The sequence below is a fragment of the Niallia sp. FSL M8-0099 genome, from assembly GCF_038006945.1.
Classification (GTDB): domain Bacteria; phylum Bacillota; class Bacilli; order Bacillales; family Cytobacillaceae; genus Niallia; species Niallia circulans.
Window position 1 is genome coordinate 2,939,558 of the sequence record NZ_JBBOWF010000001.1, and the last position, 13,688, is coordinate 2,953,245.

Annotated in this window: 10 protein-coding genes; all 10 read right to left on the bottom strand. The window is 35.4% G+C overall.

Annotated elements, in window-relative coordinates; all coding sequences use genetic code 11:
• Positions 1 to 6: 6 nt before the first annotated feature.
• Positions 7 to 657 (bottom strand): tetratricopeptide repeat protein, encoded by a 651-nt coding sequence (locus NSQ92_RS14720; protein ID WP_047944334.1) that lies wholly within the window; start codon positions 655 to 657, stop codon positions 7 to 9.
• Positions 658 to 814: 157 nt separating this feature from the next.
• A complete protein-coding gene (gene mnmA / locus NSQ92_RS14725) occupies positions 815 to 1,930 on the bottom strand; it encodes a tRNA 2-thiouridine(34) synthase MnmA (RefSeq protein WP_061800780.1) in 1,116 nt (371 codons plus the stop codon).
• Positions 1,931 to 1,977: 47 nt separating this feature from the next.
• A complete protein-coding gene (locus tag NSQ92_RS14730; RefSeq protein ID WP_047944331.1) occupies positions 1,978 to 3,120 on the bottom strand; it encodes a cysteine desulfurase family protein in 1,143 nt (380 codons plus the stop codon).
• 143 nt (positions 3,121 to 3,263) lie between these two features.
• Positions 3,264 to 3,683 carry a cysteine metabolism transcriptional regulator CymR gene (gene cymR, locus NSQ92_RS14735; protein WP_047944330.1) on the bottom strand — a complete coding sequence of 140 codons (420 nt, stop codon included), beginning with the start codon at positions 3,681 to 3,683 and terminating at the stop codon, positions 3,264 to 3,266.
• On the bottom strand, positions 3,683 to 4,366 hold the full coding sequence (locus NSQ92_RS14740) for a YczE/YyaS/YitT family protein (protein ID WP_047944329.1): 684 nt from the start codon (positions 4,364 to 4,366) through the stop codon (positions 3,683 to 3,685). Before NSQ92_RS14740 ends, cymR begins: the two co-directional genes overlap by 1 nt.
• A gap of 268 nt (positions 4,367 to 4,634) precedes the next feature.
• Positions 4,635 to 5,777 carry a M20 peptidase aminoacylase family protein gene (locus NSQ92_RS14745; protein ID WP_053215791.1) on the bottom strand — a complete coding sequence of 381 codons (1,143 nt, stop codon included), beginning with the start codon at positions 5,775 to 5,777 and terminating at the stop codon, positions 4,635 to 4,637.
• Between the two features lie 41 nt (positions 5,778 to 5,818).
• Complete coding sequence (locus tag NSQ92_RS14750) at positions 5,819 to 6,619, bottom strand: GNAT family N-acetyltransferase (RefSeq protein ID WP_061800786.1); 801 nt, start codon at positions 6,617 to 6,619, stop codon at positions 5,819 to 5,821.
• Between the two features lie 18 nt (positions 6,620 to 6,637).
• Positions 6,638 to 7,759 (bottom strand): o-succinylbenzoate synthase, encoded by a 1,122-nt coding sequence (menC, locus tag NSQ92_RS14755; RefSeq protein ID WP_047944342.1) that lies wholly within the window; start codon positions 7,757 to 7,759, stop codon positions 6,638 to 6,640.
• Positions 7,760 to 8,188: 429 nt separating this feature from the next.
• A complete protein-coding gene (locus NSQ92_RS14760; protein ID WP_341152899.1) occupies positions 8,189 to 10,423 on the bottom strand; it encodes a helix-turn-helix transcriptional regulator in 2,235 nt (744 codons plus the stop codon).
• Positions 10,424 to 10,578: 155 nt separating this feature from the next.
• Positions 10,579 to 13,686, bottom strand: a complete 3,108-nt coding sequence (locus NSQ92_RS14765; RefSeq protein ID WP_061800792.1) for an alpha-mannosidase — start codon at positions 13,684 to 13,686, stop codon at positions 10,579 to 10,581.
• Positions 13,687 to 13,688 lie beyond the last annotated feature (2 nt).

Sequence of the window (13,688 nt, forward strand, 5' to 3'; positions counted from 1 at the left end):
TTTCCATTACTTTTCTTCGATAATTTGCTTTCCGTAACCAGCAAGAAGATGATCTGGCTGAATTTCCAGCGCCTTATTGAACATTTCAACTGCTTTCGCTGTTTTTTCTTTAAAACCATAGGCAACCCCTAAATTGTAATATGCATCTGCATGAGTGGCATCTAATGCTATACAGGATTGAAATTGTGTGATTGCTTCTTCAATATATTCATTCTGTGCCAAACAGAGCCCTAGCTGAAAGAATGCCTCCGCATCTTGACTATTAAGTTCCACTGCTCTTTGAAAATAAGGAATTGCCAGTTTCCCTTTATCTAATCCAACATAAGTAAGTCCAAGCATAAAGAAATTATCACTTGTTTCGAGGCCCTTTTCTAATGCTAGTTCAAACATATTCTTTGCGGATTCTAAATTTTCTTTTTCATAATAAACGGTCCCTGCACTATAATAGGCTGCTGCCGTTGTATCATCTATTTCAATCGCCTTTTGGTAGAAAGATAATGCCCTTGTATCATCTCCTAAAGCTGATAAAACATTGCCAAAATTAACATAAGAAACAGCATTGTTCGGATTCTTCTCAATCTCTTCCATAAAAAACTTTGCTGCTTCTTCCCATTTACCTTCTTGCATATATTGTATTCCTAATTGACTATTATCCATCTTAAAACACTCCATTTCTTATTGGTAGTATAGCATATTTTCTAATCAAAAAATGAGAAAAGCAACTAGCAAATCCTCTTATTACAGGAGAATTGCCAGCTGCTTTTTGCCATATGTAAAAACTGTCGACTAATTAATGTTAGTCGACAGTTCATCCTTAACCTACATATGTTAATCTTTCATTATCACGGAACACTTTATCAATCGTTCCTCCGCCTAAGCATTCTTCTCCTTGATAGAATACAACTGCTTGTCCTGGCGTTACCGCACGAATTGGTTCGTGGAAGATAACTTTGACTGTATTTTCATCGATAACCTCTACCGTCACTTTATTATCTGGTTGACGGTAACGGAATTTAGCTGTGCATTCAAATGATGTACCAATGCGATCTTTTGATACCCAGCTAACATTGGTCGCAATAATGCTGTCAGAATAAAGCAATTCGTGGTGGAAGCCTTGTCCAACATATAAGACATTTCGTTTTAAATCTTTGCCTATAACAAACCAAGGTTCTCCACTTCCGCCGATGCCAAGACCATGTCTTTGACCGATTGTATAATACATAAGTCCATCATGACGGCCAATTACTTCTCCATTCATTGTTTCCATATTTCCTTTTTGCGCAGGAAGATATCCGCTTAAGAATTCTTTGAAATTACGCTCTCCAATGAAACAGATACCTGTGCTGTCTTTTTTGGTTGCCGTTGCTAGATTTGCTTTAGCAGCAAGTTCGCGAACCTTTGATTTTTCCATACCGCCAATAGGGAACATTACTTTGCTTAATTGTTCTTCTGTTAGTTGATTTAAAAAATATGTTTGGTCTTTATTATCATCTTTCCCTCTAAGCATGCGCACTTGACCATCTTCTCTGACTACTTGTGCATAGTGCCCTGTTGCAAGATAATCAGCTCCAAGACTCATTGCATGCTCTAAGAAAGCTTTAAATTTAATTTCTTTATTACACATTACATCGGGATTAGGTGTTCTCCCCGCTTTATATTCATCAAGAAAATAAGTGAACACTTTATCCCAGTATTGTTTTTCAAAGTTCACCGCATAATAAGGAATCTCTAACTGATTGCAGACACGAATGACATCTTCATAATCCTCTGTTGCAGTGCAGACACCGAATTCGTCTGTATCGTCCCAGTTTTTCATGAATATACCGATAACATCATAGCCTTGTTCTTTTAAAAGTAGTGCAGCAACTGATGAGTCAACTCCACCAGACATTCCTACTACTACACGGGTATCTTTTGGTGCTTTTTCCATTTTCCATTTCCCCCTTAGCCCTTCCCTTTACATGGAAGGGAAGGTTATCATTTTGTCAGACGGTTAATGATTTTGACTAACTCATGACCGACCTTTTCTATTTGTTGTTCCGTATTATTTAATCCAAAGCTAAATCGAATGGAATTTTTTGTTCTTTCCGATTCTTTGCCAAACATGCTTACTAACACATGAGAAGGTTCGATTGATCCAGCAGTACATGCAGAACCACTAGAAGCAGCAATACCCGCTAAGTCAAGATTAACTAACATTGCTTCCACATTTGTACCGGGAAAGCTTAAGTTTAAAACATGTGGCAAGGTATTATCAACTAATCCGTTTTGCTTAAAAGAAATATTATTATCTTTTAAGATACCTGTAAGGATTTCTTTATATTTTTTAAACTGCTCTCTCTTTTGCAATCTATTTTGTTGAGAAATTTCTACTGCTAGCTGAAAGCCTGCTAAAGAAGGAACGTTCTCAGTGCCAGCTCTTCTTTTTTTCTCTTGTTCTCCACCAAATAATTGAGGATTTAGTTTAATGCCGTTTTTAACATATAAAAACCCTATTCCTTTAGGACCATTAATCTTATGAGAAGAAACAGATAAAAGGTCGATGTGCTGTTCTTTTACATCAATATCTTCTAAACCGTAGGCTTGTACCGCATCTGTATGGAAGACAGCAGGATGATTTTTTAACAATAAGCCAATTTCTTTTATCGGTTGAATCGCACCCACTTCATTATTGCCATACATAATCGTAACAAGAATTGTATCTTCTCTTAATGCTGATTTGAATTCATTCAAATCTATTAGTCCGTATTCATTTACAGAAAGATAAGTAACCTCGTAGCCCTTTTTCTCTAATTCTTGGCAAGCATGTAATACGGCATGGTGTTCAATTTCCGTTGTGATAATATGTTTTCCTTTTGCTTCTTTTCCTTCTGCAATTCCAAAGATAGCGTAATTATCTGCCTCTGTACCACCGCTAGTAAAAATAATTTCATTTTCGTGAGCACCTATACTAGAAGCAGCTACTGCTCTAGCCTTATCCAATATATTTCTTGCCTGTCTTCCATAGGCATGAATACTTGAAGGATTGCCAAATTGATCTTTCATGACTTCATACATTCTATCGATTACTTTTGGATGCATGGGTGAAGTTGCCGCATGATCCACATAAATATGTTCCAAGTTATTCACCTACAATTAATTAGTTGTGATCATTTCAGTTTTCTATTTTTGCCCAATACTTAAAAAAAATCATACAAAGAGCTTTCTACACACTTGATTGCTATTATACGGAAACAGCCATCATTTTTCTAAAATGCAGCTTCTTAAATATAAAACATATAACCATCTGTGCTATCATCTTCTTGATGGTTAGCTAGGTCTTCAATTGTGGTTGAATCTAATACATCTTTTACGGCATCTCTGATTTTCATCCATAGAGCTTTCTTGGCTGGTTCTTCATCTTCGATTCCCTCGACAGGGCTAATAGGCCCTTCTAATATACGAATAATGTCTCCAGCGGTAATTTTATTAGGTTCATCGCCTAATACATATCCACCATACGCTCCACGAATACTGCGCACATAACCAGCATTACGCAATGGAGCAACTAATTGTTCCAAATAATGCTCTGATAAATTATTGGTTTGAGCAATTGATTTTAATGAAATCGGTCCCTCTCCGTGCTTCTTTGCTAATTCCATCATAATAGTTAATCCATATCTTCCTTTAGTAGATATCTTCATTATTTTGCCTCCCGCTCCATATTATGTTGGTGAATATTATTCACCGTTCTTTTATTTCGGTCCAATATATAGTTCGTCCATTTAGTACACTGTGGGATACTCCATCCCGCAACTCTTCCTATTAAAGCAGCATAGATAATCGTTCCCCATGATACAGGTCCACCAAGTATCCATCCTACTATTAAAACAATTGCCTCCATCAATAATCTCGTTCTTGCAATACTCCCGCCAAATTTTTCTGATAAGACTATCATAAGACTATCTCTCGGTCCTGCACCAAGTTTCGCAGAAATATAGAATCCCATTCCATAGCCCATTATAATCAATCCAATTAAAAACATAATCCATTTTTGATAAAGGGTCGCAGGGGTATTCATAAAGGGAAGAAGTAGAAAAATATCAATAAATACTCCTACTAACACCATATTTAATAAAGCACCAAAAGGGGGAAGTTTTTTTGAAAGGATGGCAGCTATCAATAGGATTAAAAAACCAACTATTATTGCCCAGCTGCCGATGGTCAGACCAAACTGAATATGCAATCCAATATTCAAGACATCCCATGGGGCTGAACCTAAATTTGCTGTAATAACTAACACAATGCCTAATGACATAATCAAAAGCCCTATTATAAAAATAAAAAGTCGTTGAACTGGTTTATCTTGGCCTATTAATGATTTCATCTGGTGCCCCTTTTGCTATCCCTATCGTAAGTGTTTTTTCTGTATAATTGCCATTAAGCATTATAGCATAATTACTTTTATAATTGTTGCAGTAAAGACCTGATATTCATTCTTTATCCAGTATAATTAGTTTATATCCTATCTATTCAATAGGATATCATATTTTTTCGTTTTCGCTAAACTTGCTTTTTTTATTGCTGTATATAGAAGCATCTCTAGATTAAAAAGAAGGAATTCCTCCTTTAGCAAAAGAAGAAATCCCTTCAATCTATTGTTTTTCTTCCATTAATTTGACTGTCGATAAAGCCATAATTTTTATCCCATGCAGTAGGCTTTCTAACTGAAAATACATGTCCGGATGATGTAATCCGGGCTGTAAATCTGTGCCTAAGCCAATCATCGTTGTTTGCAGTTGTTCCTTTACTTTCGCATAATAATGAAAATCTTCTCCACCAGGTGTTACTGGAGGCTTTACAAGCCCTTTCTCTCCTAGTATTTCTTTAATACTCTTAGCTACTATTTCTTCCATCGATTTATTTGGTCTTGCGGCTGGCATGTCGGATAGTAGTTCTAATTCTACTCGAGCTCCATTCGCTTCACCTGCAAGTTTCACTTGGCTTTCAAGTCTGGAAATCAATTGTTCCATCGCTTCATTGGTTTGGGCACGAACATCAATGCCAAACTCCGCATAATCGGGAATAATATTAAAATTCTTTCCTCCCGCCTGGGCAAAAGTCATTTTCGCGGAGGCAGGTATAATCGGATTTAGTGGAATAGAACGAATAGCCATATTAATAGCTGTAAGACTGTCGATAACATTTATCCCTAAATGCGGTCTTGCGGCATGTGACTGCATTCCATACAGTTTTCCTTTAAAGCTTGCCGCTGCTCCATGGTAAATTGCAGGAGAACATTCTCCAAATCTCATTTCTTGAATTGGTCGTACATGTAAGCCTAATAAATAATCAACATCATCTAAAAGCCCTTTATTAATAAAGGAAATTGCACCTGCACCAGTCTCTTCAGCTGGCTGGAACAGGCACTTAATTCTCCCCTTTGGTTCTTGGCCTAATTCCTTCAGACATCTTAAAGTAAAAAGCAAAATCGTCGTGTGTGCATCATGACCACATGAATGATTGGCCTTCCATTCTCCCTTCACTTGCTGCCATAACGCATCCATATCTGCTCGAAGCCCTATAACAGGATTATTTTCTTTCCCCCATACCCCAACGATCCCAGTTTGATCATCGAATAATTGATAGGGAATAGATAATTTCTCCAATTCATTTTTTATAAATTTCGTCGTTTCAACTTCTTCCCAGCTTATTTCTGCATTATTATGAAGAAACTGGTACATAGCTATTATCTGTTCCTTTTTCCTGTCTACCCAGCTGTCTATTTGTTCGTGCATTTTCCCCCTCCTCGTATATGTAATTCGTAATTCAAATGGCTTCATTCATTCTCTTTGTTTAAGCTTACAATATAATAATTCACTGGTTCATTTGTCTTTTGAAAGCTGTGAATGATATATCCCCTTACAAACAATTTGGTAAAGACATTTCTATGCATCATACGCCACGTTTCGGCTGCAGCAAAATCTATTTCTTTTATTGTATGTATATCTTTAGGAACAGGAACCTTATAGGTATTCGCTTTTATGGATAGGACATCAAAAGATAAAGGAATAGGGATTTCTCCCCTTGTTTCCCAAGTAACAAGGGAGTGAATTTGCTCCCCTTCCGGATGACGATTATCCGATCGTTTCCCAATGTCCCACTCTAACAATAACCTGTCTGAAGGAAGACCGCCGTTTAATTCATCCTCCATGTCTCCATAATGATTAGAATAATATGTTTTCACTACCCCTCCTAGTTTCGCTATATTTAGATTGGCATTCCGTGATTCTAGCGGGTCAAAAGTCCAGATAATTTTCGTATAGCCACGTTCCAAGGCCATTTCCTTTTGTTTTTCTTTCATTTTAAAGCCCAAACCAGCATTTCTATCCTCTTCCTTCACTGCCATCATATGGGACACTAAATAGATTTCCTTTTGATGAAAACCAGGGAAACTGTAGCAAAAGCCTACTAGTTCCTCTTTCAAAAAAGCCCCTATAATTATTCCTCCATTTTGAATGGAGGCAACTAAAAATGGAAATGGAGTAGTATTCGTCCTGCCCCAAATTGAATTTTGAAGGGAAACTACCAGTTGGATTTCAGCTTTTTCGGTTACTTCTCTTATTATATAAGGATCCACTGTCTTTGTTCCCCCTTATTAAATAAATGGATTAGCATATACCTTCTTAGAAATTAAATGTTGATTAATCACTGTTTCGTTTAAGTCGAACCCAATGCCGGCTCCTTTTGGTACTTCTATTTTTCCTGGCGTAGACAATGTGACTTCTGGACAAATAATATCTTTTTTCCAGTATCGATTCGATGCAGATGTATCCCCAGCAATAGTAAATGCCGGAAGGGAGGTTATCGCGATATTATGCGCTCTTCCGATTCCGCCTTCCAGCATGCCGCCGCACCATACAGGAATATCGTGTTTTTTACATACATCATGTATTTTCTTTGCTTCCGTCAAACCGCCGACACGGCCAATTTTAATATTTATTATCTTACAGCTTCCTAATTCAATCGCTTTTCGAGCATCTTCTACAGAATGAATACTTTCATCCAAACATATAGGTGTTGCGAGCTCACTTTGCAAAATAGAATGGTCAATAATATCATCATATGCTAATGGCTGTTCAATCATCATCAACTTAAGTGGATCTAATTCTTTGATTCGCTCAATATCTGCTAATGTATAGGCAGAATTCGCATCTGCCATTAGCGGGATGTCATAGCCAAAGGTTTGTCTTATTTTTGCTAAAGGCTCTAAGTCATAGCCAGGTTTAATTTTCACTTTTATCTTTTTATAGCCCTCGTTCAAAAAGCGTTCCACTTTTGTTAAAAGCATATCAGTAGTTGGTTCGATACCAATACTTACCCCTACATCAATCGACGTTTGAACACCTCCAAGCGCTTTTGAAAGAGAAATACCTTGCTGCTTACTATATAAATCCCATATTGCTCCTTCTAAAGCAGCTTTTGCCATATTATTTCTTCTGATTGGAGCGAATCTTTTTGTAACTTCATCTGGATGCGTTATCTCGTCTTTTAACAAGAGGGGAATCAAAAACTCGTTTAGCATATAGATAACAGTTCCAGTTGTTTCCTCACTATAAGTAGGATCAGGTAAAGCGACAGACTCTCCATACCCAATGTGCTCTCCACTATATATTTTAATGATAAGAAAATCCTTTTCTAACAGTTCGCCAAAACTTGTCTTAAACGGACTAACCAGGGGCATTTTTACATGTTGGACTTCGATTTTATCAATTTTCACCATTTCACGTCCTTCTCGTCTAGTATCTTTCTTCTATTTTAATAGTAATTTGGATTATTGGTAGAAATTTATTTAAAAAATCGAAATATCTACTAAAAATTTTTTAACATAAATGAAGTGGGACAAACAAAATATATAATAAATTAAGTCGAACAATCTCTAATTTAGTAGCGAAACCAACTCGTTCCATCATTTTTTTTAAAGAATATATAATATTAGGAAATACAAAGCAGCTTGAATACACGGAGGCTCCTATGGGAGATTCGAGAAATCCCAAGCCCTGCTGGAAGCTTGGCACTCGCCCCATGGAAAGCGAAGTGTATTCAGGCTGCGGAACCTTTTTTCTAATATTAATAAAACCCCGAACAATTATACGAACTTTTCTTAGTATGTACGTATAATTACGCGGGGTTATTTGGTTGAGAATTCTTATGTTTTAGCCATTTTATTGATAACATATTTTCCTGGTGTTATTCCTTCATGCTGCTTAAAAATCCTAATAAAAGTATTCACATTTTTACAGCCAACCATTTCGCCAACCTCGGATACCATATATTTACCTGATTCCAATAAAATTTTTGATTTTTCTACCTTTAATTGATTTACATAATTTTTAAACGAGGATTTTAAATGATCTTTAATCAACTTGCTAACATAGGATTCACTTAATTGAAAATGATCTGCTACTTCCCCTAAAGATAGATCGCTTGTGTAATTTTCTTGAATATAACGAAGAACATTTTCTACAGTGGAAAGTTTAATGGAATGTTTTTCTTCTAAAAGTAACATTAACTCATTGAATATATCGATGAAGGTGTTCTTTAGTATCTCGATATCTGTACTGTTTAAATGAAAGAATAGAGCTTTATTATCCTTTAAAAAATCGCTAAAAGACAGATTACATTTATTCAAGATTCTCTTTATCGTATTGATGAGAGCATTTCGAAAATCATAAATATTATAGATATCCATGCTTTCTTCTCTAAAATTTGTTTCAACTATCTCATTTATCAACTTCTTGGCATACTTCAGCTCTCTTTTCTGCATAAAATTTATTAAAATGCTTTCCGTTTCTACACTATAGGAATAATCCTTCCCAGATGATAATGAAATATGGTTGCTGCATAGAGATTTTGTATCAATAAAAGAATATTTCTGTTCCATAAGTTGAAAGGAAGTTTTAAATATTTTTGGTAATTCTATTAACGATGAAAAGGCTTGCGAGAGGGTAAAAACGATTTCTACTCCTAATTCTTGCTCTATCCTCCCAATCATTCGATGTAAAACATCTAATATTAGGTGCTGATTTTTTTCTGCAAAAAACAAACAAAAATGTTTATAATCAATGGGAAAAGAAATAAATTTTTGATTGGTTTCTTTTTCATTAAATAAAGCTAATACTTTTTTTCTTAATGTTAAAATATTCCCTTCACTTAAATTGGATTCCCATTCAGAAATCCCCTGCATGGATATAATCACAAGAATTCCACCTTGACAGAATGGATCTAATTGGAGGAGTTTCAACCTTCTCTCCATATTCTGCTTATCATAATTTTCATAAATAATGTTTTTGAGAAAGTTTTCTTGCAAATCAACTAATGAGCTTTGTTGGAGCTGTACTAAGTTTTGATTGGTTTTATTGATAGTATGAATTTTAGAGATAATATAATCCAACTCATTTTTTATATAACTGTCCGAACTATTCTTTTCCTCTCCACTTTTAATATTTTTGATAATTTCTTCAATGGGTGAATAAGATTTTCTGCTTAAGGTGGTAGTTAGAACAAAACCTAACAAAAGGAGCACAAACAAAATTACTCCGATACTTGTAAGGGTATGAATGGGTAATCCAATTCCTGTATGTACATTCGTTATATATAAATAATGAATAGTTGGTATCGCATTGGAACGTTTTTGATAGCCATTGTATTGATTAACCGAACGATAAACAATTTGATTTTCATGGTTTTTTTTCACCGGTAAAAAACTAGCAAGTACGTTTTCTCCCTTTATGGTAGTAGAGGCTAAGGCAGACTTATTAACAATCGCAAGAATACTATTCGTATCTGGTAAATTGCTCGTTAATAAGTCCTTTTTCTCCCACACAATGAAAAAATAAAGATATTGCTTTTCCTGCTGATAATAGATTTTATTGACAATAACCAGTTTATCTTTGGCGTCATAACACTGTAAATCATTGTTTCCTTTTGAATCCATAAAAGCTTCTAATTCTGTGAAATTTTCATCCATGTGAATAAATTTCATATAGTCTTTAAACAAAAAATAACCATCTGAACTAGTTACATCTGTCCCATAATCTTTTAAAACAGCAAGATTAAAACCTAACTGATCATTTGAAAAATGATTGCCTGTTAACTCATTAAACAATTTACTATATATACTATAATTAAACTGATTTTCCTTTAAAAATTCTGCAATAACATCTTGCTGGGATAACAGCTTGACTACATTTAAGGAAACATCTAGTCGATAGTCAATTATATTACTTTCTCTTTCCAAAAACATCTCATTTAATTTATTTATTTCTAGCCGATTTTGGGAATATTCTTGCGAGATTGTCACAAATAAAATAATAGAAGTATAGATAATGATAACCACGGAGAATGATAGAAATAATTTCTTAAAAATAGTTTTCCGAAACATAATATCCCCCTCTTTTTGTTATTATTCCAATTATATTTTCTAAGTTATAATAAAAAACAATATTTAGAAGAGGTATGTAAACTTATGGTATAAAGATGATTAATAGGTGGGAATAAGCCTTCCACCTATTAACCGCTAAAAAGAAATGATTAGCTTTATACAATACGTATTGTTTTTATTTCATAGGGACTTAACTCCAATGTAATATTTCCCTCTATATCCACAGGAGGTTCCATGTCTTTCTCCAGCAAATTTGTTTCATTCCATTGTCGACAATCAAATAATGGTTCTAAAGTTAGCACTCTATTACTTCCTAGGTGGTCATGCACTCGTAATATAATCCCTTGACCATTTTCCGCCGCTTTAACAGCATCAATGTATACGCTTTCTTCTGTATGCCATTTAAATAGTCTCCGATTCACTTGATTCCCTTTTAGTACAGATAATGGCTGATTTAGAGCCCAAGCTTCTTCAACCGTTCTTCCATCTACGAAATCTCCTGTATGTGGTAGAAGACTATACGTAAATTCATGCATTCCTATATCAGCTGATGGGTCTGGATATATTCCCCCTTTTAATAAGGTAATTCTCATTGTTTGGTCTTTTATATCATGCCCGTACTTACAGTCATTAAGTATACTGACTCCATAATCCCTTTGTGAATAGTCCACCCACTGGTGTGCTACTGTCTCGAATTTCGCCAGATCCCAGCTGGTATTCCAATGTGTAGGTCGCTGAACATTACCATATTGTATATCATACGTTGCAACAGTATTGCGAATATCGACATCAAATCCTGCTTTCAGTAATTGTTCCCTTTCTTTCCAATCTGCCTTTGTAATAAAATCTATTCGACGTGAATGTTTATAAACCTGCATATATTGAATAATTCTCGAAGTACCAAATGAATAAACAAATTCAACCTTTGCGTATAGGTTGTTTTGTTCTTTAATGGTAATCGATTCTGCGGCTAACTCGTTATACTTTTCTTGATAAAATATGTCGATATCCCATGCATTAAAGTTCATTGGTTTATCTTCAAATAATTGAAGCCTGTTCCCAAAGCCATTTTCTTTAAGTACTTCGCGATGATACTGTTTATCATAAATGCTAATTAACTGTCCTTTCTCATTCCAGCGAATTAGATAATTATTCGTATCTATACCGCTTTCTACTGCTTTTATAAAAGGAGCTTCCACTCTTTTTACTTCCATCGGCTCAAATTTCAGAATACAAGTTCCGAAAGCTGGAATAGTCGGTGTCTGGACAAGATATCCTTCTTCACACGGCACTGCTTCCAATTCTTCTCCAGAATCCGTTAAAAATTTGCCAGATTCCTTTTTTTCAATTATTACCAATTCCTTTCTTACCCAGCCGGCCGAGTTAAAGACAGTCCATTGATTTATTGCTGCATCATCTAACCGTGCTAAGAGTTGGGTAGAGCTTTCCATCGCTTCTTCTATCTCTACCTTATGATCTTGATAAACTTCTTTTATAGATGAACCAGGAATAATATCATGAAATTGGTTACGCAATAACACTTCCCATATATTCGTTATTTCTTCCTTTGGATAATGAATTCCTTTTGAGACTTGTACAGCTGAATACAAAATTTCTAGTTCTCTTAAAGTTAACTCTAATCTGCGATTCATTTTTTTGACAAAGGCTTGAGATGTATAGGTTCCTCGATGATATTCTAAATATAATTCCCCATCCCATGTATGAACGTAATTATCTGCAGAATCAATAGTGTCATGAAGCTGTTGAAAAAATTCATCCGCACGCCCTGTTTTCACATGTGGAAGACCCGGGATTTTATCCATACGACGGCGATTTTCTAACATATCTCTTGTGACTCCACCGCCACCGTCTCCATACCCATACGATATAAGCAGTTGTTTATTTACATCTTTATTCCGATAAGCTTTATAGCTGCCTAACACTGTTTCTGGTTCCAACTGTCCATTATAAGTATAAAACCAGCGAGATGCCCATTGATTATCTACTAAGTCTTTTCCTGGTTCTGGTGTAGTAATAAAATGGGTTAACACCTCTGATCCATCTATCCCCCGCCAGACAAAAGTATCATGTGGCATCCGGTTGTATTGATTCCAGCTTATTTTTGTCGTCATAAATGTATCTATCCCACTCTTTTTTAAAATCTGAGGCAATGCCCATGAATAACCAAAAACATCTGGCAGCCATAGATAGTGGACATCTTTATGGAATTCTTTTTTTATAAATTGTGTTCCATGGAGAATTTGCCGAGTTAGTGATTCGCCAGATGGTATATTACAATCAGCTTCCAGCCACATAGCACCATCTATTTCCCAACGGCCCTCTTTTATTCTATTTTTTATTTGTTCATAAATCTCCGGATAATCTTCTTTTATATATTGATAGAGTTGGGGCTGAGTTTGTAAAAAGATATAGTCTGGATATTGCTTCATTAACTGTAGAACAGTCGAAAAACTACGTGCGGCTTTCTCTCTTGTATGCTTCAGTCTCCATAACCAAGCGACATCAATATGGGTATGACCAATCGCGGTGATTGTCACTAACTCGCGCTTTTCTAAAGCGTCTATTCCTTTTTGCAAATTATCATTAGCTAACTTTATACTTTTATAAAAAGCAGGACTCCCTGGATAGGACCAGTCGATATATTTCATGGTTTTTTCTAATAAAGGCAAAAGTTCATATCGTTTTGGGTCATCCTCCTTTAATTGTTTAATCGTTTTTAAAATACAATCTGCGGTAAAATATAAATCATCACATTCTTCATTTAAAATTGCATATTCAGCCATCTTAAATGTATGTGATTGGATTTGCTCAGGTCCACCACCTTCCAATCCGGACCATAATTTCAAGGAAAGTGTTACTTCCTTTCCGTAATAACCAGGGTCAAGAAAGACTTCTTTATGATTAGAGTCAACGCCTTGGTATGGTTGGTCGTCCACAAAAAGCAAGGATTCAAATCCGGAGTTATAGCCGCCACCTGTTCGACCAAAGTCCAATAGTAAGACTATTCTTCCATCTGATTTAGGAACTTTAAACGTTGTTTGAATCCATAAATAATAGTCCCTTCCTTCCCAAATATCGCCTAACGAAAAGTCTTGCCACTCAGTCGAAATACTAGGTGGATATTTCTCTGCTCCTTTTATGCTTTCTTTTGCTTTCCAATTGTTAAGACTTTGTCTTTCCATGTATCGGTAAGGATTTAATTCTTTCATTCTAGCTTCTAATTTTTCGATTGTATAAAACATAG

Excerpts from the sequence above, each read along its gene's own strand:
- NSQ92_RS14720 (WP_047944334.1), bottom strand. The coding sequence starts at position 657 with ATGGATAATAGTCAATTAGGAATACAATATATGCAAGAAGGTAAATGG.
- mnmA (WP_061800780.1), bottom strand. The coding sequence starts at position 1,930 with ATGGAAAAAGCACCAAAAGATACCCGTGTAGTAGTAGGAATGTCTGGT.
- cymR (WP_047944330.1), bottom strand. The coding sequence starts at position 3,683 with ATGAAGATATCTACTAAAGGAAGATATGGATTAACTATTATGATGGAA.
- NSQ92_RS14740 (WP_047944329.1), bottom strand. The coding sequence starts at position 4,366 with ATGAAATCATTAATAGGCCAAGATAAACCAGTTCAACGACTTTTTATT.
- NSQ92_RS14745 (WP_053215791.1), bottom strand. The coding sequence starts at position 5,777 with ATGCACGAACAAATAGACAGCTGGGTAGACAGGAAAAAGGAACAGATA.
- NSQ92_RS14760 (WP_341152899.1), bottom strand. The coding sequence starts at position 10,423 with ATGTTTCGGAAAACTATTTTTAAGAAATTATTTCTATCATTCTCCGTG.
- NSQ92_RS14765 (WP_061800792.1), bottom strand. The coding sequence starts at position 13,686 with ATGTTTTATACAATCGAAAAATTAGAAGCTAGAATGAAAGAATTAAAT.